The sequence below is a fragment of the Varibaculum sp. genome, assembly GCF_008661855.1.
GTDB classification, from domain to species: Bacteria; Actinomycetota; Actinomycetes; order Actinomycetales; family Actinomycetaceae; genus Varibaculum; species Varibaculum timonense_A.
The window spans coordinates 39,179-60,183 of the sequence record NZ_RPZY01000044.1 but is presented as its reverse complement, the minus strand read 5'-3'; the positions used below and the strand labels follow the sequence as shown (position 1 = coordinate 60,183).

The following is a 21,005-nucleotide window of genomic DNA, read 5'->3' as shown; positions in this document are numbered from 1 at the left end:
CCCGGAGGGCGATTCGGTTGCCGGAGAGTGGTTCTGTCCCTTAAATACGTGGTGCCGGGAAAGTGATTAGGTTACGGGAGGGTAACTCGATTCTGAGAGGGCAGGTTTGTCACCTGAGGGTATTCATGTCGCGGGAGGGTGGTTTTGTCCCTTAAATACGTAGTGCCAGGAAAGTGATTAGGTTACGGGAGGGCGATCTTGTTTCCGGTAGTAAGTTTCGGTAACAAAAAGGGGCTAATGCCGAGCTAATGCCCTTTTGGGTATTAACCCGGCATTAACCCACGAAAAGCGCAAGAAAAAGGGTAGCCCTGGCGGAAAATCCGCCAGGGCTACCCTTGAATCTTTAGGTAACTAGCTAAACAGCAGAGTTACTTCATCTTGGTGCCGACCGAGCCGAGGCGTTCACAAGCCTCAACTACGCGCGCCGCCATACCAGCTTCGGCAGCTTTGCCCCAAGAACGCGGGTCGTACTGCTTCTTGTTGCCGACCTCGCCATCAATCTTCAGCACACCGTCATAGTTCTTTAGCATCCAGTCAGCTACCGGACGGGTGAAGGCGTACTGGGTATCGGTGTCTACGTTCATCTTGATAACACCGTTGCGAACCGCAGTAGCAATCTCCTCGGCAGTAGAGCCAGAACCACCATGCATTACCAGGTCGAACGGCATTTCTTTACCGACTTTAGCTCCGACCTCTTTCTGGATGTCGCCTAGGATTTCTGGGCGCAGTTTAACGTGACCGGGCTTGTAAACACCGTGTACGTTCCCGAAGGTCAAAGCGGTAATGTAACGACCCTTCTCGCCCAAACCTAGAGCTTCAACAGTCTTTAGACCATCTTCAGCAGTGGTGTACAGCTTTTCGTTGATTTCCCCAACAACGCCGTCTTCTTCGCCACCGACAACCCCGATTTCAACCTCTAGGATGGTGTTGGCTTTAACGGACAGCTCTAGCATTTCCTTGGCGATTTCCAGGTTCTCTTCTAGCGGTACAGCCGAGCCATCCCACATATGAGACTGGAAGAAAGGCAGACGCCCAGCCTTTACTTCTTCAGCTTCCAGTTCCATTAGCGGGCGAATCCAACCATCAATTTTCTCTTTCGAGCAGTGGTCAGTATGCAGTGCCACGGTAACGTTGTAGCCCTTGGCGATTTCACGAGCATAAGCGGCCATAGCCAGGGAACCAGCTACTCGGTCATTCACAGTGGAGCCCGACCAGAAATCCGCACCACCGGAGGAAACCTGGATGATGCCGTCAGATTCAGCTTCGGCAAAACCGCGAATCGCGGCGGTCAGCGTTTGGGAAGAAGTCACGTTAATCGCGGGATAGGCGAATTTGCCTTCCTTAGCGCGGTTAAGCATTTCGTTATAAACATCAGGGGTTGCGATTGGCACTGTGGCCCTCCTTTTCTAAAGTTCTTACGGGTCTCATTCTCTCACAAGGTCAGGCTTAGTGCAGGGTCTTGTGTCCCACGGTTTTGTTATGTTGAATCACCCACGCCCACATGGCAACGGCGGCAGCTGCTCCTACATTGATAGACCGGGTAGATCCATATTGGGTAATCTCGTAAACTGCGGCACATTCCGCAATCATTTCTGGACTCAAACCGTTCGCCTCAGAGCCAAAGACCAGGCAACAGCGCTGCGGTAACTGCGCGCCCTCTAGGGGCTGAGAACACTCAACATTGTCAATCCCAATCAAGGTAATCCCGCTCTGCCGCGCCCAATGCGCAAAAGAGGACGCGTCCGGGAAATGGTCTACATGCTGGTAGCGATCGGTTACCATTGCACCGCGTTTATTCCAGCGGTGTACCCCCACAATATGTACCGAGTTAGCACCGAAAGCGTTAGCAGACCGCACAATGGATCCGATATTGAAATCATGGTCGAGGTTTTCGATAGCCACCTGGAACGGGAAACGTTCACTGTCTAGGAAATCGCGAATAGCATCCCGCCGCCAATAGCGGAAACGATCTTCCACATTCCGGCGGTCGCCTCCCGCCAGCAAATCCGGATCCCAATGCTCGCCCTCTGGCCAGTGTTCCGGCCCTCCCGGCCAAGGTCCAACTCCGTTAGCCATACCCTAGACCCGGAAACGGTCACGCTGGAGGTAACCGGTGAAATGGCACACCAGGGAGCGGGGAGCTTTCCAGGTTAGGAAGCTCATCAGCTTAAAGATTAGGGAAGGCACCGAGATGACCTTGCCACGCGCCAAGTCATTCAAGGCCTGTTCCACCACGTAGTCCGGGGTTAGCCGGGCAATAGTGGGCACGTCCTCGATTTTGGTAGTGATTTTACTGAAGAAGCCGGTATCGGTAGTGCCGGGCTTCAGCGCCATTACCTGTACTTCACTGCCACGCAGTTCCTCGGCGAGGGCGCAACTAAAGATTTCCACCCAGGTCTTATGGGCAGCGTAGGTTCCCATCGCAGTACCGGAAGCTACCGAGGACACATTCAAAATTGCGCCCCGTCCACGCTTGCGCATCCGAGAGGCCGCGGTTTGTGACAGCAGCATTACCGCCCTCACCATCACGTTTAGCCCCCGCACCTGTTGGGAGGCGGACCCGTCCACAAAATCTTCTGCCAGGGCGAAACCAGCGTTATTAACCAGCAGCGAAATCGGGCGTTCAGAGGCAGCCAAGCGGCGCGCAACCGCTTTAAGCCCCGGTTGGGTAGCCAAGTCTGCGGGTAGAACCTCGCAGGTAACCCCATAGTAATTCTCGATGCGTTGCGCCTCGGTCACCAAAACATTTTCCCGGCGGGCAACCATCACCACATTGTGTCCGCGCCCTGCGAGCTGGTTACAAAACTCTAGCCCTAGCCCACTGGAAGCCCCAGTTACTAAAACCCATGACATCTTTAATCCCCCTCGATTCCTAAATCTGCCAAATCCAGCGCCGCCAGATATTTCCAGCCAGCCTGATTAACCTTTTGCTTCGCTACATCACCGCGGTCTACCACTACCGCCACGCAGAGTACTTTAGCACCTGCTTTTTCTGCCGCCTGAGCTGCTTGAATAGGAGAGCCGCCGGTAGTGGAAGTATCTTCCACGATTACCACCTGTTTGCCCGCAATATCTGGGCCTTCAATCTGGCGTCCCATTCCGTGATCTTTAGCTTCTTTACGAACCACAAACGCATCAATATCGAGTCCGCGCGAAGCCGCCGCTTGCATAATCGCGAAGGCCACCGGATCGGCTCCCATGGTCAGCCCGCCGACTGCGTCAATATCCTCTGGCAGAAAGCCGGCTTCTTCTAGCAGGTCAAGTAATACATGCCCGATCAGCACTGAAGCCTCATGATGCAGAGTTGAACGCCGCAAATCAATATAGAATGAGGATTTTTTGCCACTGGCCAGCGTGAAATCGCCGTATTTAACAGATAGCTCTTTGATTAAGGAAACCAAACGAGCCTTTTGAGAATCATTAGCGGTCATGACATTCAGTTTATCGGTTTTGTAACCGATATGGTTAGCACATGAGGATTGCAACTTGGAACGTTAATTCCATTCGCGCCCGATATGAGCGGGTAAGCGCATTTTTAGAGCGGGAAAACATTGATGTTTTGGCGATACAAGAAACCAAATGTCGCCCCGAACAGTTCCCTTATGAACCTTTTTCCGCTGCCGGATACGAGGTCGCGGCGCATGGAGCGAACCAATGGAATGGGGTGGCGATTATTTCTCGGGTGGGTCTTAAGGACGTGCAGCGGGATTTCTCTGGGCAACCCGCCTACGGCAATCCGGGGAAGGAACCGGTAGTGGAGCCGCGCGCAATCAGCGCAAAATGTGGCGGGGTGCAGGTCTTTTCCCTCTATGTTCCCAATGGGCGGGAGCTTTCTCACCCTCACTACCGCTATAAGCTCTCCTGGCTAGAGCGGCTCCGCGAATATACGTCCTCGCTGTTAGAGGTGGATTCCCAGGCACAAATAGCACTGATGGGTGACTGGAATATCGCCCCCTTTGACCAGGATGTGTGGGATATGGAGGTGTTTGCAGACTCCACTCACGTGTCTAGGCCGGAACGGGAAGCATTTTTCGCTTTCGCAGATGCCGGTTTCACCGAAGTTACCCGCGACCTGTTTGATCAGTACACTTATTGGGACTATAAACAGCTGCGTTTCCCGCGAAATGAGGGAATGCGGATTGATTTTGCCTACTGCTCCTCTGCCCTGGCAAAACGGGTCACGGGGGCGCAGTCTTTGCGCGAGGAACGTAAAGGCAAAGGGGCATCTGACCACGTACCGGTGATTTTAGAGGTGGCTCCCAAGATCCATTAAGCGGTTTGGGCTACTTCCCGCAGGGCACGGTTTAGCTTCGGCCATAGCTGCTTGTGGAGGGCGCCGAAAGGCTCTTGCCCTAAAAAGACTGCTCCCAGACGCGAGGTAGGGTCAATCCATAGGAAGGATCCGGATTGCCCAAAATGACCGTAAGTATCCTCGCTGGAGCCAGGCAGCGTCCAGTGTGGGTCTTTGGCGCCGCGGATTTCACAGCCCAATCCCCAGGCATTGTCGCGGTGAAAGCCATAGCCAGGCACTACCCCAGGTAGCTGCATCCCATCACTGCGCGACCAGGCAGCAAACAGCTTTGGGGAGAGGAAACGCGGGCAGGCGGCCTCGATAGCAAATGCCAAGAGTTCCCGGAGGTTCCCGTGCATTCCCCAGGCGGGCGATTCGGACAGTTGGCGTTCTATTCCCAGGGGTGAAAGCACCATTTCTTGAGCCCAAGTAGTGAAAGGAATCCCGGAACGCTGACTGAGTAGTTCACCAAGAATCTCATATCCAGAATTGGAATACACCCGGCGCCTACCGGTCGCGCGGGTAAACTCCCGTTTTTCATGACCCAGGCCGCTGCGGTGCGCGAGCAGGTCAGCAACACTTACCGGGCGGGACTCGCTTACTCCTGTTAGCTGTGGCAGAGGCTCGCTCAAGTCGAGGACACCGTTTTCTACTGCCCCCAAAATAGTGCGGGAAGTTACCAGCTTGGTGACCGACATCCAAGGATAGACTTTATCCTGGTCGCCCCAGCTTCCAAGCAGCTGACAGCTCCCTGGCAAAGTTGCAGATTTAAAGGAAAAAAGCGCGCAGGAAACCGGAAAAGGAAATTGCGCTAGGACTGCGGCTACGGGGTCAAAAGCCATAGCGGCATTATCCTTAGAAAGGACGAGCAGCCATAACTGCGGTAAGTGCCGCCACCGCTTCACGCGGCACGACGCCAACATCCGCCAAAGTGTTGTATTCCTCGGTTTCGAGAACGCTGTTGATAACCAAACGCCCCAGCAAGTCGATACTGAGAGCCTGGTTTTCCTGCGCGTATTCGAGGTCGTTCGCGTTTAGAATGCCGGAACGAACAATCTTGTCCAAGATTTCTTCCGGTACATCCGACAGACCGTATTTCTCCATTTCCTGGGAGGAAAGACTGATGTAGCCCTTTTCCAACAGGTCTTCCAAAGTAAAACCAGCAGCCTGTTCGATAGCGGCCATTGCGGAGGGGGTGGCAAAACCGCTGGACATGATGGCGCGCAGTGCCTTGGGGTTGGACAAGTCTACCTGGTTAATAATCAAGTTAGTGAGGGAGGCGACTACGTCTACCCCGTCACGGTTATAGAGCCACTGAATATGCAGCCCGTACCATTCGGCTAACAGGGAATGACCAAGTGATTTAGGATCTGCATCCTGGTTGATAAGCTCATCTTCTTGTAGCTGAGTAAAAGCAGAGGTAAGTACCTTTTGTAGCCCTTCAAATCGGGCTGCGAAGTGATCATGTGCCGGGTGAACTTCGTTTGAGGCTTCCACCGAGAGCATACATTCCATTTCCACGATTGTGGGATTGGAGCTGAGCTCGGTAGATAGCTGGGTGAAGGCGTTAAACACTTCAAACGGCTGCATATGCCGCATTGCTTGAATATCGAAATGGGAGCGATCTTCATAGCGTTCAATAACCGCCATGAGTAGGGCTTCTTTGGAGGGAAAATGGTAGATAACCCCAGGGTGAGAAATGCCGACCCGCCGAGCCACGTCGCGCATAGATAAACCGTGGTAGCCGGCTTCCGCAATCATATCTACGGTTGCGTCAAGTATGGCTTCACGGCGAGCCACGCCACCGGCGTACGACCCGCGTTCCCCGCTCTTATGTGCTGGTTTGGGCACCTGGGCATCCCCTCCCTTCACTTCACCTAGTACTTATGTCCTATCCATCGCTTACATAAGAATACCTAAGCTTTAACCAGGATACAGTCTTTCCCCGAAAAATACATAACGAATTAACAATTTTTTTAATTTTTACTTCTGTGTACAATAACTTACCCCCCCCCGAAAATCTGTTCAACCTGGATAAGATAAACAAATAACCACCATATTTAAACATTTGTTTTACTGACCCCAGATTAGACATCGAGACATAACCCTCAAGATTTCCACACGGACTGTCATCAAATTATTTGAAGATTAAAACGAGCTGAGTTGGGGATAACCGATTCCGGAACTTTCACCGTAAGCTCGGAGCCATCTTCCCACTTGCCCGCCAACAGTCCTTGCGCCAATTGGTCGCCAATCTCACTTTGAATCAGGCGACGCAGCGGACGGGCCCCAAATGCCGGGTCATACCCGCGGTTAGCTAACCACTGCTTCGCTTGCTCACTCACATTCAGTTTCAAACGGCGCGAAGCCAGACGCTCCATCAGCTGTCCCAACTGCAAATCCACGATTTTAGCGAGTTGAGCCCGGCTGAGCGGCTTAAAAATCAAAACCTCATCTAAACGGTTCAGGAACTCGGGACGGAAATGATTCTTCACCGCTTCTTTAACCAGCCGCTCTTTCTCTGCTTCTGCCAGGTCTTTCTCAGTCAAATACTGCGAACCCAAGTTAGAGGTGAGCACCAAAATTGTGTTGCGAAAATCCACCACTCGCCCTTGACCATCCGTAAGGCGACCATCATCTAAGACCTGCAGCAACACATGGAAGATTTCCGGGTGCGCTTTTTCTACTTCGTCAAGCAAAATTACGCAGTAGGAACGCCGGCGCACTGCCTCGGTGAGCTGCCCGCCCTCTTCATAACCCACATATCCAGGAGGCGCCCCGATTAGGCGTGATACCGAGTGTTTTTCTCCGTATTCGCTCATATCGATGCGCACCATCGCGGTGGGATCATCAAAGAGGAAAGCCGCTAAGGACTTGGCAAGCTCGGTCTTCCCCACCCCGGTTGGTCCTAGGAACAGGAAAGATCCCGTCGGACGATTAGGGTCGGAGATTCCTGCCCGCGAGCGCCGCACCGCATCAGCAACCGCCTGTACTGCCGGTTCTTGCCCGATTAGTCGTTTACCAATCTCGGTTTCCATATGCAGCAGTTTTTCAGTTTCGGTTTGCAGCATTTTCCCGGTAGGGATCCCGGTCCAGGACTCCACCACTTCGGCAACCTCGGTGGGCCCAACTTTTTCCACCACCATGGCTTGGGAGTCATCGCTTTCCTGCTCCTGCTTTTCGGCAGCGGCAATCGCGGCTTGGATTTGCGGGATTTCTCCGTTTTGTAGCCGACCAGCCTTTTCCCAGTCGCCACTGCGCATTGCCCGCTCTAGCTGGGTGTTTAGCTTATCTAGTTGGGCACGCAGATCCCCCACTTTATTGCGGGAGGCTTTTTCAGATTCCCAGCGCACATTGAGTTCATCCAATACTTGTTGTTCCTTGGTGATTTCCGCGCGCAAGTCTGCTAGCCGGGCCCGACTCTGCTCATCTAGACCTTCACCCTCGGAATCTGCCAGATAGGCTGCTTCCATTTTTAACCGGTCTACCGGGCGACTTTTTTAGTCTACCTCCACCGGACGGGAATCTAGCTCCATTCGCAGCCGGGAGGCGGCCTCGTCAATCAGGTCAATGGCTTTATCTGGCAGGTTACGTTCGGTGATATAACGGTCGGACAGTTTTGCCGCCGCCACCAGCGCTCCATCGGTAATCGTAACCTTATGATGAGCTTCATATTTGGGGGCAATCCCGCGCAAAATCGCTACCGTATCTTCTACGCTAGGCTCGGCTACGAACACCTGTTGGAAGCGACGCTCCAGCGCCGGATCTTTCTCGATATTTTGTCGATACTCGTCCAAGGTGGTGGCTCCCACCATTCGCAGTTCGCCGCGCGCGAGCATGGGTTTAATCATGTTGCCGGCGTCCATCGCACCCTCGGAGCCACCCCCAGCCCCTACTACCGTATGCAGTTCGTCAATAAAGGTAACGACTTGACCATCGGCATTTTTGATTTCTTCGAGGACGGCTTTCAGGCGTTCTTCAAACTCGCCGCGGTATTTGGCACCGGCAACCATTGCTCCTATGTCTAGGCTAATCAGTTTCTTGTTTTGTAAGGATTGGGGAACGTCTCCGGCTACAATCCGTTGCGCTAGTCCCTCTACTACTGCGGTTTTGCCTACCCCTGCTTCTCCGATTAACACCGGGTTGTTTTTGGTGCGCCGCGAGAGCACTTGGATTACGCGGCGAATTTCTTTATCGCGTCCAATTACCGGGTCCAGTTTTCCGCTACGGGCTACTTCCGTCAGGTCACGTCCATATTTTTTTAAGGCTTGGAAGGAGGCTTCCGGGTCTTGCGACGTGACCGGCTCTTTGCGAAGTTCTTTGAGTTTGGCACGCAACGCCTTCACGCTGGCTCCGGCAGCATTTAGCAGCCGGCTAGTCCCAGTTTCCCCCTCGGATTCATCGGCGAGGGCGATTAGCAGGTGTTCCGTGGATACGTATTCATCACTGAGCTCACGCGCCAGTTCGCTGGCTTTCTTGATAACGCGGCGCATTGCCATCGAGGTTTGCACTTCCCCCACCGAGCTACCACTTACGCTGGGCAGTTTTCCCAGCATTTGATGGAGGGGCGCGTTAATCTGCTGAGTGCGATTTGGCACGACTGCATCCAGAAGCGCAAAGGCTATCGAGTCGGTTTGCCCCTGCAGGGCATTCAACAGATGTTCTGGCTCTACCTGGGGATTGTTATTTACCTGCGCGGTTTGTACCGCATCCCCTAAGGCAGCTTGTGATTTAACAGTAAGTTTGGTTTCCATTTTTTCCTCCCATGTTCCCATCCGGGTGGGATGGGGTGTTGCTATTTAGTCCAACACCCTGAAAGTTGAGTTTATTCCACTCAACTTGCCTATTAAGTCACGCTCACCTCTCAAAGCGCTATTCGCCCTCCCCGCTTTCTAAAACATCAAGCCCAGGCAAAAGCGCAGAAATCAACCCAGAAAAGAGATAGCAATAGAGGATTTAAGACTTAAAACCTAGCGTGAACCCTCACGTCAGCTAAAAAAGATAGATGAATCCTAATATTTAAGAACCCTAGCGATAATAAGAGGCGGTAATCAAGGCTTGGCGATTATCCCGCCCCCGTTTAACCGTCCAAACAATCCCCCAAATCATCAGCCCCAAACCGGCAAGCCCGATAAGAGTAGGAATCCCAAAAACCCACCCTAGGAAACCAAAAGAAAGATTAGGAATCAAACCGATAGACTCGATTTGAGTATTGGACGAAGAAGTGCAATCAACCTTAAGTTTGCCCGAACCACTAATCGCATAGGAATACACGGCAGACCCATTTTTGTCCTCTTGCAAGGATTCAGCCAACGCAACCCCAAACGAATCACCACTTTCAGGCTCTATAACCTCGCCATTAAAAGTAGCTTCACATTTAACATCTTTGGGGTTACTAGCTTCGACTATCAGTGCAGTATGTCCCGAAAACTCGTCTACCCGCTCGATACTGTTTTTACCCTCAAGCATGTCAAAATCAGAGACTGTATCGGTAGCCCACCCAATTATCAGACCAAAAAACGCGAGCGGAGCCGCAACTAGCATCATTACTATCCCAACAACCAGTACCGTAATCGGTACGGCGCGAGATTTCACCGGGCGAGGCGGATAGGAGGAACCACCCCCTAATCCGGAAAAACTGCCTGCCGCCATATTTCCCGGTCCCGGCGTAACTGGCATTCCCGCTGGTGAATTAGTATTCCAAGAGTAATCGCTGTCTGGATACCTGGGGGGAATCGGTAAAGGAGCACCGCCATTACCTGCTGGCTGCGAAGGAGTAGCGCCACCTGCTGGGAAAGCTGTAGGCAAGGGCGCAGCGCCATTGCCGTTTGGAACACTAAAACTAGCTTCATTTACAGGATTTTGCGAGGGCGATACAGTATTTGATACCGAGGGCGCATGGTCATTCTTGCCCACCTGCGCGGGATTTCCCGAATATAACTGACCATCAAGCACCCACTGCTCCTGATCACTAGAGTTAGCGCCAAATTGATTCGGGGTTTGTCCCATTGTTCCTCCTATAAAAAGATTTATCCCCATTGTAAAGGCTAATAACGCTTTCCACCCCAAAGAACTATTTGCCCAGGTAAATAGGGCACAAGTTCCTGACCAACTGGAGCGCGAGAAGTCGGAAATTTAGTTAAAGGGGATACTTCCCCATTGGGACCGGCTGAAAATACTCGTCCTCGTCCTCGTTCATAAATAGCTAGCCGTTGCCGCAGTTGCTGATTTTCTGCTGCCAAGCGAGAAAGGGCGCGCTGCAGCTTGAGGACCTGTTTAATCCCCGCCAGGTTCATTCCCTCTTCCTGAGACAGGCGCTGCACTTCCCGCAGCTCCGCAATATCTTGCGCGCTGTAGCGACGCCCCCTGCCCTTGGTACGCTTTGGGATAACCAACCCAATCCGGTCATATTGCCTCAGCGTTTGAGGATGCATACCGGCAAGCTCGGCAGCCACCGAAATCACATAGAGAGTTTCTATACCGCCAGACATTAGCGTCCCTCAAGATGACTGCGAGGATTAAAGTCAGGGTGATCTGCGGCAATCGCACTCGCTAGCTGCTTCGCAATATCAACCACCCGATTAGAGGGATAGGCAGGATTAACGATTTGCACCCTGGCCACCACATCTAGACCGTCCAGTCCTTTACCCCGTAATCGGAGTTTGGTTCCACTGTCAGCTCCTGCCGGAATCTTAATGGTCGCTTGTTTGCCTCCCAAGAGCGGGATTTGTACTTTCGCACCTACCAGCGCCTCAGCAGCAGTGACCGGCAGCTGCATTTGCAAGGCTTTCCCATCAAAGGAATACACCGAATCCGGTTTGACGTGTACCGTTACCACCAGGTCGCCATTACCCGCTGGCCCTGGTCGCCCTTTCCCGCGCAGACGCAGCTTCTTGCCGTCACGAATCTTGCCAGGAATGCGTACGGTCATAGTTTTCCCGTCCACCCCAAGTTTCATCGTGCTGCCGGACATAGCGGTAGCAAAATCTAGAGTGACCTCGGCAGCTAAATCTTGACCTTTCTCACGCCCAAAACCGCCACCAGCTCCAGATCCGAAACCTCCGGGAGCGCCATAACCGCCGCGCGTTCCGCCGGAAAATAGCGACCCCAGCATAGAACCCAAATCGCCTTCGCCCAGGTTAAACCTAGCGGAGTCGCCCCCGGGAGCGGTTCCTGCCCCAAACATAGAGGCGAATACGTCTTCGAAGCCTCCGGCCCCACCACGACCTGAAGTGGGGCCGGCGCTGAAACGGGCACCACCGCCCGCCATGGCGCGAATAGCGTCATATTGCCGTTTTTGTTCCGGGTCAGAAAGCACCTGGTAGGCTTCGCCAATCGACTTGAATTTTTCCTCGGCGGCTTTATCACCAGGGTTTTGATCGGGATGATATTTACGCGCCAGTTTCCGGTAAGCTTTCTTAATCGCGGCCTGATCTGCTTTTTTTGACACCCCGAGGGCGGCGTAGAAGTCTTTATCTACCCAATCCTGTCCTGCCATGAATGCTCACCTCCTTAATCCCTAATCAGGGTTATTGACTATTACTTTGGTTGCCCGCAAAACGTTTTCGCCTACTTTATATCCGGGCTGCAAAACCTGGGCGATACTGGGTTCACCCTCCCCACCGCTTTGCGCCATCAAGGCTTCATGCACGTTCGGGTCAAACTCTTCCCCGACGCTACCGTAGCGCGTTAGCCCAAAATTAGTTTCCAGGGTATTTTCCATTTTCTTTGCAATGGCTTCGAAAGGACCTTTCAAATCCCCGGCATCACGCGCTGCTTGCACATCATCCAGGACACTCAGCAGCACCTGCAAGACCGCTTTCTTGCCCTCGGCATGATGGGCAGACATCTCAGTTTTGCTGCGCTTAACATACCCAGAGTATTCCTGCTGCAAATTATAGATTTCCGCTCTTGAGCGAGCCAGCTGCTCGTTAAGCTCTGCCACCTGGGCTTTTAGTTTTTCTATTTCTTGGTTAGGGGCGCTATCCGCATCTGATTCACCCGCGTTAGCCGTTTCTTCGACCGGCGCGTCCTCGTCATTGATTTCTTCCCCCAAACGTGCAGCCAAATCCGCAAAAGCCGCGTTCTCATCTGGGTTTTCAGTTTCCTCAGCTACCGGTGCGTCTCCTGGCACGGCAGCGGCGCTATCTTCGAGGTCACTGCAACCGTCTTGCGAGGGCGAATCGGCAGTATTATCAGCATTTTTTGCCGCATCCTGCTCTACCTGAGGGGTCGAGCCCTGCTTAGGGGAAGAATCCCCATTATTTTCTGTATCTGGAGTCGAAGCCGGATTCATTGGATCTTTCACCTTAATCTTTATCCTCCGTTTCCCATTGTGCTCTTCCAAACTGTTTCCTCCTGCCCAGGGGGCGCCCACTTTCGCGAGCGCCCCCGACAGATTGAGTTAAAGAGTTAGTTACTTTTCGTCCTCGTCATCGACAACTTCCGCATCAATAACGTCATCTTCGGCTCCCGCTTCACCGTTTTCCGCAGAGGACGCAGCCGCTTCAGCTTGGCTTTGCGCGGCTTCTGCCTGGGTCTGGGCGTAGAGGGTTTCCCCAATCTTTTGCGACTTGGTGTTTAGTTCTTCCATTGCCGCCTTCACAGCCTCAATATCTTCGCCTTCCAAAGCTTTCTTAACCTTGTCGGATGCTTCCCGCACCTCTTTAGCGATTTCCTCGGGGAGCTTTTCGGCGTTATCTTTCAGCAGCTTCTCGATTGAGTAAACGGTTTGTTCCGCCGAGTTACGCAAATCAGCTTCTTCGCGCCGTTTCTTATCCTCTTCCGCGTGCGCTTCGGCCTCTTTAACCATGCGGTCAATCTCGTCCTTGGAAAGAGCCGACCCCCCGGAAATGGTCATTGACTGTTCCTTATTGGTGTTTTGGTCTTTCGCGGAAACGTGCACGATTCCGTTGGTGTCGATGTCGAAAGTAACCTCAATCCGCGGAACCCCCATCGGTGCCGGCAAAATTCCGGTGAGCTGGAAAGTCCCCAGCGATTTGTTATCGCGAGTAAAAGTACGCTCCCCCTGGAAGACCTGGATTAGCACCGAATCCTGGTTGTCCTCAGCCGTAGAGAATATCTCTGAATGCTTGGTAGGAATCGCGCTATTGCGCTTAATCAGGGTAGTCATTACCCCACCCTTGGTTTCGATTCCCAGCGACAAGGGAGTTACGTCAATTAGGAGGACGTCGTTACGATCTCCCTGGATAATTCCGGTTTGTAGGGCGGCACCGCTGGCTACCACTTCATCGGGATTAACCGACTTATTGGCTTCTTTTCCACCGGTCAAAGTCTTTACCATCTCGGCTACCGCCGGCATCCGGGTCGAACCACCAACCAGCACTACGTGATCAATGTCAGAGACTTGAATCTTTGCGTCTGCAATCACCTGTTCAAAGGGCTTGCGAGTGCGTTCTAGCAGATCCTGGGTCATTTCTTCAAAGTGGGCGCGGGTGAGACGCTCATCTAGGTGCACCGGACCGGACTCGCCCATTGACAGGTACTGCAAAGAAATCTGGGTAGAGGTCGCAGATGAGAGTTCTTTCTTGGCTTGCTCGGCGGAATCACGTAGGCGCTGAATCGCGATCTTGTCGTTTGACAAATCTACACCGGTATTAGTTTTTACCTTGTCCACCAGCCATTTCACGATGCGCTGATCCCAGTCATCGCCACCTAGGTGATTGTCTCCGTTAGTGGCGCGAACCTCGATAGTCGAGAATCCGTCCTCGTCTTTCATTACTTCCAGTAAGGAAACATCGAAAGTACCGCCACCTAGGTCGAATACCAGGATAGATTCGTCCTTTTCGCTCTTTTCTAGCCCGTAGGCGAGGGCGGCCGCAGTGGGTTCATTTACTAGGCGCAGTACGTTTAGTCCCGCAATTTTACCGGCATCCTTGGTGGCTTGGCGCTGCGCGTCATTAAAGTAGGCCGGAACGGTGATTACCGCATCTTTAACCGAGTCCCCTAGATATTCCTCGGCATCTTTCTTTAGTTTGCCCAAGATAAATGCGCTGATTTGCTGGGGATTGTATTCCTTGTCGTCAATTTTTACCGTCCAGGAGCTGTCCCCCATGTGACGTTTCACGGACGCGATTGTCCTATCTACGTTGGTTACTGCCTGACGCTTGGCAACTTCACCTACCAGAACTTCCCCGGCCTTTGAGAATGCCACTACCGAGGGAGTGGTGCGCTGACCTTCCGCGTTGGCAATAATAGTGGGCTGTCCACCTTCTAGAACCGCAATCGCGGAGTTGGTGGTTCCCAAGTCAATACCTACTGCACGTGCCATAGTTGTTGTCCTTCCTAATAATTTAGTTTTCAGTCTCGTTGGCTCGGGTTCTCACCTAGCTAGCGAGCGTTTCAGCATCTGCCCCGCTTTCCGCTTCAAGCAACCTTGAGCCTTACACACTCAAGGCTACCAAATCTCGGCGAAACATCAAGCTGTAACCCAAAACCTGAGTCTACTTAGCTCAACTCTTAAGGACTGGTTTTTATTCCCCTTTTCCCTATTTTTTCGCCTTACTTATTTTAGATTCGGCTTTAACCAGGGAAATCATCTTGAAAATCAAAAGGAGGGTGCGGTAGTTTCCAACAAAAAATCCCCCACTCCCAAATATCTCTTCCCAAATTGCGCTTGCAGCATATATGTTTTCTAAGTAGCAACTTCCCAAAATCCCGGAAAAGGAGAAATCATGGCAGTAGAACTGGTTGAAGAGTTCAGTGAGGAACTCCTAGAGGCATTTTCCCGCCTTATCCCCCAACTATCCAGTTCCGCCCAGGCGCTAAACGCCCAGCAGATTAAAGAGTTCTGCGAACAAGAGGGGGTTTATCTCTTGGTTTTCCGCTCCGAAGAGGGCAAGATTTTAGGGATGCTATCTCTCGCAACCTTCAAGATTCCCACCGGCAAACGCGCTTGGATTGAGGACGTGGTGGTAGATTCAGCTGCCCGCGGTCAGGGAGCAGGTCAGGCACTGGTAGAGGCGGCGGTGCGCCACGCCAAAAAAGTGGGAGCAAAAACCGTAGACCTTACCTCCCGCCCCACCCGCGAAGCCGCTAACCGTCTGTATCGACGCTGCGGATTCAAGCAGCGACAAACCAATGTTTACCGCTACGCCGATAACTAGCCGGTACGCCTTGGTTTCACTAACCGCAATGATTACCTAAGGTAAGTGATAGTCTCCCCTTGCTCGTCCTTAGAAAACACCACCTCTTGGCGGATGCACATTTTAAGTTAGATGCAAGATAAAACACATCACCCTTTTATTAACCGTTTACCCAGGTTAATAGATTTTATTTTGCCAAAATATCCCCTTAGGGAATTCTTGGACGTGAGTTAAAAGGCAATTACCTGCCAAAACTAGCTCAAGAGAGTAACAATGGTGGCAATAGCAATCGAGAAATAAGGATTAGTTTTTATGAGCGCCCTACCTATTCCCACTTTGGAGCTTTCAAACGGATACCAGATTCCCCAATTGGGGTTCGGAACCTACAAAATCTCCGCTGAAGACTGCGTTGATACGGTTAAATACGCTTTAGATTTAGGGATTCGCCATATTGATACCGCGCAGATGTATCACAATGAGGCAGAAGTGGGACGTGCCATTGAAGAATCCGGAATTCCCCGCGAGGAAATCTTCCTCACCACCAAACTCAACAATGATAAGCATCTGCCCGAGGACGCGCGTCGCTCTTTCGCGCAAAGCCTGGAGGATTTGCGCACCGACTATGTGGATTTGTTCTTAATCCACTGGCCATTACCGACCCTTTACGGCGGCGATTTCGTGCAAACTTGGCGCACCCTATTAGAGTTCGAGCAACAGGGACGGGCACGCACCGTCGGGGTATCTAACTTCCAGATACCTCATTTAGAGCGTCTACTGAAAGAAACCGGGGTAATGCCCGCCGTGAACCAAGTGGAGATTCACCCCCATTTCGCTAATAATCAGCTACGTTCTTTCCACCTCGAACACAACATTTTGACCGAAGCCTGGTCACCGCTAGCCCGCGGGACAATATTTGGAGATGAAAAAGTAATTTCCGCCGCTAAACGCCTAGGGAAAACCCCTGCCCAAGTGGTGTTACGTTGGGGGATTGAACGCGGGGACGTCCTCTTCCCCAAATCGGTTACTCCCGATCGCATTAAAGAAAACCTGGATATTTTTGATTTCCAGCTAGATGCACAGACTAAAGCGGATTTAGATTCTTTAGATAAGGGCTAGGACGGGCGCACCGGTTCCCACCCCGACACTATGGCTCTCCTCTAAACCCCTATATCGGCAGCGACAGGCAACGATTACTGTCAAAACCCGGGAAACCAGTATTCCTTACAACACCTTGCGCTAACGGCGCCCGCGAGAGGAAAAATCTAGCCCTAGAACACAATTGGAATGAATCATCTCACTATGCTGGGGTTGGCGCGCTAAAAGCGCTCGAGGCTCCGGTGAGCCTTGCTTCGCTCGGCTCAAGTCGCCTTTCGCATCTTTTACCGCACCAACCGCCAGAGTAAGGCATCGAGGTAAAGGGTATACGAATTTTCAAATACAGTTAGCGGTTTTAATCACAGCTATACGCGGGGGCTAGATTTTATCCGAGTGGGTGCGGTGGGCATAAGAATTCTGGGAGAGACGGAAGTCTTTCCCAGAATTCTTGGGCGAGAGGAAAAATCTAGCCCCCGCAGTCACGCAGAAACCAGCGCCGTCCCGTTACCAGAGGATAGTTTTACTGGCTAGTTTTCGCGATTGGCGTGGTAGTAGCTAATCAACGCTTTAGTCGAAGGATCTTGTTGCTCCAGAACCTCCCGGTCACCGGAGATTGCCGGAGTAAGCGCCTTAGCGAGCTGTTTGCCCAGTTCTACGCCCCACTGGTCGAAGCTGTTAATCCCCCATACGATCCCTTGGGTAAAGGTGATGTGCTCATAGAGGGCAATTAACTGTCCCAATACCGAGGGGGTTAGCCGGGAAGCCATAATCGAGGTGGAGGGCTTATTACCGGGGAATACCCGGGCAGGGACGATAGGTTCTGGAGTGCCTTCGGCGCGTACTTGCTCGGCGGTTTTACCGAAAGCTAGCGCCTGGGTTTGGGCAAAGAAATTACCTAGGAACAGCTCATGCTGATCATTGTCTGCGTCTTTAAGCGGCCAGGTGGGGTTGGCGAAAGCGATAAAGTCGGCGGGAATCATTTGAGTTCCCTGGTGGATTAGCTGGTAAAAAGCATGTTGCCCATTAGTTCCGGGTTCTCCCCAAAAAATCTCACCGGTATCGTAGCTCACTGCCTGCCCGTCCCAGCGCACGGCTTTACCATTTGATTCCATGGTTAGCTGCTGCAAATATGCGGGGAAGCGATGTAAATACTGGGAATACGGAAGCACCGCGTGGGTAGGTGCATGCAGGAAGTTTCGGTACCACACGTTGAGTAGTCCCATCAGAATCGGAACGTTCTCGCTGACAGGAGCGGTACGGAAATGCTCATCCATAGCGCGCATACCGGAAAGGAAATCAGCAAATCCTTCTTTACCAATCGCAACCGCCAAGGCAGTACCGACTGCGGAATCTACCGAGTAGCGCCCTCCTACCCAGTTCCAAAAACCAAAGGCGTTATCGGGATTGATGCCAAAGTCGGATACGGCTTCCAGATTGGTAGACACCGCTACGAAATGCTTTGAAATCGCTTCCCGGGATTGGGTAGCGTCTAATTCTTGGGGATTATTTTTGCCGTCCCAAACCCCATTAGCGACAAGTTTTTCAAGCAGCCAGCTCCGAGCAGCGCGGGCGTTAGTTAAAGTCTCTAGGGTGGTGAATGTCTTGGAAGCGACGATGAATAAGGTAGTTTCCGGGTCTAAGTCTTTAACTTTTTCACACAAATCTGTGGGGTCAATATTGGATACAAAGCGGCACTGTAAGCCCACTTTTACGTAGGGCATTAGTGCTTCATAGGCCATAGCCGGACCTAAATCCGAACCGCCGATACCGATATTTACCACGGTGCTAATAGGTTTCCCGGTGATTCCTAGCCACGCTCCGGAGCGAACCCGTTCAGCAAAATCGTAAACTCGCGCTAGAACCTGCGCCACGTCCTTAGAAACGTTTTGCCCATCCACCTGGAGATTATCTTCTGCCCTGCCCCGCAAGGCGGTATGAAGCACGGCCCGGTCTTCGGTGTTGTTAATATGCTCACCAGCAAACATGGCGTCCCGGTGAGCTTCGACTTTGGTTTGGGATGCTAAACGCATTAGAGCTGCTAGCACTGGCTCGGTTAGCAGATTTTTCGATAAATCAACGTGCAGTTGAGCGGCAGTGAAACTAAGCTGTGTTGCTCGCTCAGGATTTTTGGCAAACCATTCTGCTAAGTCGGGGTTAAAACCTTCAGACAGAGCCTGTAGCTCTTTCCAGGCAGGGCAGGTTGTCGGGTCTAAAGCAGCGTTCATTTTTCTCCTATTCAAATGTTTAGCTTAGAGGTCAATGATTGGTAGCTGGGAGACTTCAATATCCCATTCATCACGCGAAACCACCGAAATAATAGCGGTCAGCGGTAGCCACCATTGATCAAGAGGACGACGCACCTGGGTATCTACCTTTTCTTGCATTTGCATTAGCCCGAAAGGTTCAATCCCGTTAGCGCTCAACCCCACGGCTAGGGGGTCAGTCCGTTGTTGGGCAAATTGCGTATTTAGCTCTTGAATTGCTACCCGTACCAGGCGGGTAGCGAGAATACGGTCAAATGGGGATGGCTCTCCACCTTGTTGGAGATGTCCCAGGGCAGAATGTCTGACATCGAACAACCCTTTTGATTCTTGCGCAAATACGGAGGCAATGAACTCACGATTGTAACGACCACCGGCTTCTTCGTTATGTAACACCAGACAGAGGCGGCGACCTTCTTGGAAAGAATCGCGCATCATTTGCACATCATCGGTTAAATCTTGCAAATCGTAGGGATTCTCGTCAAGGTAAACCAATTCGGCTCCCGCAGCAATACCGGACATGAGGGACAAATACCCACAATGCCGTCCCATCGCGTCAGCGACAAAGCAGCGCCGAGAGGCAGCCGCAGATTCTCGAATCCGGTCAAGTGCCCAAACCGCATTATTTAGTGCTGAATCGGCTCCAATAGAGATTTCCGAACCCGGAAGATTATTGTCAATAGATGCCGGTACGCAAATCATTGGGATTTTGAAAGCCGGGTAGCGAGAGGTCTCTTGCCTCATCTGGTTAATCGAAAGATAGGCGTTATATCCGCCGATTACCATCAGGGCATCAATGCGGTGTTCTTCTAGGGCTCGACCGATTGCATAGTATTCTTCGACGCGGGGAATCTGGCGTAAAGTACCCAGCTCTGCTCCCCCATCAAATCCCCATCCTTCAACGTCTTCCCAGCCTAAAGGCTTAATTTTTCCGGACATCAAGCCTTCAAAAGAGCCATAAATCCCCAGCATTTCATGTCCAGCTGCGATTCCTAAACGCACGGCAGCCCGAGCCGCGGTGTTCATACCGGGAGCAAGTCCACCTACGTGCATTATCGCTATTCGTTTCGCATCTTTCTTTTGCGGTTCTTCTGTTGGTGGAGCCGCCATTACTTCATTAATTTCCAGCATTTCCGCAAAGGAGCGTCCCCGAGCCTGCACAGCTTTACCGTATTCTTTAGCCTTGGTGAACTTGGCGACTGCCCGGGTTTCAGTGACGGCTTTCATCAGGGGCAGACGAGCCACTCGGTTATGCCGAGCACCAATAATCACCGGCTGGGAGTCCTCGTCTTGATTCAAAACTTCATATACAGCCGCATATCCCAGGGCGGTAGGCATCCATCGATCATAGGCAGAGGGCGTGCCGCCGCGTTGCACGTGCCCCAAAATGGTTAGGTGAGGACGCTCCCCCATTTCTTGTTCGAGAGCATCACAAACATCATTAGCGGTGATGGGGTTGCCGTCATGATCAATAGCACCCTCTGCTACCAGCACTATTGATTCGCGCCTACCGGCTTGCCGCCCAGCAGCAAGTTTTTGGGCGAGGGTGCTTTGCCACCCAACTTCGGGGGGCGCTTCGGGAATAAATACATAGTCACAGCCACGAGCGACCGCGCTCATCAAGGGTAAATATCCACAGTGTCTGCCCATGACCTCTACTACGAAAGTACGCCGATGGGAGGCGGCAGTCGAGGATAATTCGTCTAGTGCAGACAGGATTCGTTGCAAAGCAGAATCGGTGCCAATAGTCATGTCGAAACCGACTAAGTCGTTATCGATTGAGCCAACTAGCCCCGCTACCCGCAGTTTTTCATGTCCAGCTACCTGCTCAGGGGTGAGTTCACCGGAGGCAACCAGTTCTTCTAACAAACTGGGCCATTCTTCTTGGAACTCGTTGGTTCCGGCTAAGGAACCGTCTCCCCCGATTGAGATTAGGCGGTCTATTCCGTTTAAGAGGAGGTTTTTGGCGGCTTTACGCAGCCCAGAACGTTCTCGGAATTCTTTACAACGGGCGGTTCCGATGACAGTGCCACCTTTGTTTAGGATGCTGGAAACATCCGACCAGCCCATCGGTTTAATCATTTCGCCACCGGTGACAGCTCCCTGCCAACCTTCCAGGATTGCGTACGGCTGAGCACCCATTTTCAAGGCAGTACGTACCACAGCTCGTACCGCAGCGTTCATTCCCTGGGCATCGCCGCCCGAGGTTAAAACTCCTAGCCGTTTTGGCTGCGGTTTTGCGGAGTCGGTCAT

Annotated in this window: 16 protein-coding genes and 1 pseudogene; 3 read left to right on the top strand and 14 right to left on the bottom strand. The window is 52.2% G+C overall.

All coding sequences use genetic code 11. The annotated features are described in order from the left end of the window. Positions 1-368: 368 nt before the first annotated feature. From fbaA to pyrE, 4 genes are read right to left on the bottom strand one after another with little or no spacing between them, the layout of a single operon-like run. Positions 369-1,391: a class II fructose-bisphosphate aldolase gene (gene fbaA, locus QZT94_RS05520; RefSeq protein ID WP_072509228.1), complete on the bottom strand. Its 1,023-nt coding sequence runs from the start codon at positions 1,389-1,391 to the stop codon at positions 369-371. Positions 1,392-1,446: 55 nt separating this feature from the next. Further along, positions 1,447-2,076 (bottom strand): TrmH family RNA methyltransferase, encoded by a 630-nt coding sequence (locus QZT94_RS05515; protein ID WP_270626665.1) that lies wholly within the window; start codon positions 2,074-2,076, stop codon positions 1,447-1,449. Between the two features lie 3 nt (positions 2,077-2,079). After that, positions 2,080-2,853, bottom strand: coding sequence for an SDR family NAD(P)-dependent oxidoreductase (locus tag QZT94_RS05510; protein WP_270626666.1), 774 nt, complete (start codon positions 2,851-2,853; stop codon positions 2,080-2,082). A 2-nt stretch (positions 2,854-2,855) separates the two neighbouring features. Continuing rightward, positions 2,856-3,431, bottom strand: coding sequence for an orotate phosphoribosyltransferase (gene pyrE / locus QZT94_RS05505; RefSeq protein ID WP_270626782.1), 576 nt, complete (start codon positions 3,429-3,431; stop codon positions 2,856-2,858). 41 nt (positions 3,432-3,472) lie between these two features. Here pyrE and QZT94_RS05500 point away from each other — a divergent pair, with 41 nt between their 5' ends. After that, positions 3,473-4,273, top strand: a complete 801-nt coding sequence (locus QZT94_RS05500; protein ID WP_270626668.1) for an exodeoxyribonuclease III — start codon at positions 3,473-3,475, stop codon at positions 4,271-4,273. Here the strand turns inward: QZT94_RS05500 and QZT94_RS05495 are convergent. From QZT94_RS05495 to dnaK, 8 genes and pseudogenes are all read right to left on the bottom strand, one after another. After that, positions 4,270-5,133, bottom strand: coding sequence for a serine hydrolase domain-containing protein (locus QZT94_RS05495; RefSeq protein WP_270626669.1), 864 nt, complete (start codon positions 5,131-5,133; stop codon positions 4,270-4,272). The genes QZT94_RS05500 and QZT94_RS05495 overlap by 4 nt on opposite strands. A gap of 13 nt (positions 5,134-5,146) precedes the next feature. Continuing rightward, the gene (locus QZT94_RS05490; RefSeq protein WP_296762984.1) at positions 5,147-6,142 is read right to left on the bottom strand and encodes a TetR/AcrR family transcriptional regulator; all 996 of its coding nucleotides are present in this window, start codon (positions 6,140-6,142) and stop codon (positions 5,147-5,149) included. Between the two features lie 281 nt (positions 6,143-6,423). Further along, positions 6,424-9,045 (bottom strand): annotated as a pseudogene (gene clpB / locus QZT94_RS05485) (ATP-dependent chaperone ClpB). 274 nt (positions 9,046-9,319) lie between these two features. Next, on the bottom strand, positions 9,320-10,300 hold the full coding sequence (locus QZT94_RS05480) for a hypothetical protein (RefSeq protein ID WP_072509220.1): 981 nt from the start codon (positions 10,298-10,300) through the stop codon (positions 9,320-9,322). A gap of 38 nt (positions 10,301-10,338) precedes the next feature. Beyond that, a complete protein-coding gene (locus tag QZT94_RS05475; protein ID WP_296762979.1) occupies positions 10,339-10,782 on the bottom strand; it encodes a helix-turn-helix transcriptional regulator in 444 nt (147 codons plus the stop codon). Then, a complete protein-coding gene (locus QZT94_RS05470) occupies positions 10,782-11,789 on the bottom strand; it encodes a DnaJ C-terminal domain-containing protein (protein WP_296762977.1) in 1,008 nt (335 codons plus the stop codon). Before QZT94_RS05470 ends, QZT94_RS05475 begins: the two co-directional genes overlap by 1 nt. 21 nt (positions 11,790-11,810) lie before the next feature. After that, entirely contained in the window at positions 11,811-12,599 is a 789-nt protein-coding gene (locus QZT94_RS05465) for a nucleotide exchange factor GrpE (RefSeq protein WP_296762975.1), read from the bottom strand. A gap of 108 nt (positions 12,600-12,707) precedes the next feature. Continuing rightward, complete coding sequence (dnaK, locus tag QZT94_RS05460) at positions 12,708-14,582, bottom strand: molecular chaperone DnaK (RefSeq protein ID WP_296762973.1); 1,875 nt, start codon at positions 14,580-14,582, stop codon at positions 12,708-12,710. Positions 14,583-14,985: 403 nt separating this feature from the next. Here dnaK and QZT94_RS05455 point away from each other — a divergent pair, with 403 nt between their 5' ends. Together QZT94_RS05455 and QZT94_RS05450 are read left to right on the top strand one after the other, a co-directional pair. Next, entirely contained in the window at positions 14,986-15,417 is a 432-nt protein-coding gene (locus tag QZT94_RS05455) for a GNAT family N-acetyltransferase (protein WP_072509216.1), read from the top strand. A gap of 291 nt (positions 15,418-15,708) precedes the next feature. Beyond that, positions 15,709-16,512 (top strand): aldo/keto reductase, encoded by an 804-nt coding sequence (locus tag QZT94_RS05450; protein ID WP_296762970.1) that lies wholly within the window; start codon positions 15,709-15,711, stop codon positions 16,510-16,512. A gap of 506 nt (positions 16,513-17,018) precedes the next feature. Here QZT94_RS05450 and pgi read toward each other — a convergent pair. Then, positions 17,019-18,716, bottom strand: a complete 1,698-nt coding sequence (gene pgi, locus QZT94_RS05445) for a glucose-6-phosphate isomerase (protein ID WP_296762967.1) — start codon at positions 18,714-18,716, stop codon at positions 17,019-17,021. Between the two features lie 24 nt (positions 18,717-18,740). Beyond that, positions 18,741-21,005, bottom strand: coding sequence for a 6-phosphofructokinase (locus QZT94_RS05440; RefSeq protein ID WP_296762965.1), 2,265 nt, complete (start codon positions 21,003-21,005; stop codon positions 18,741-18,743).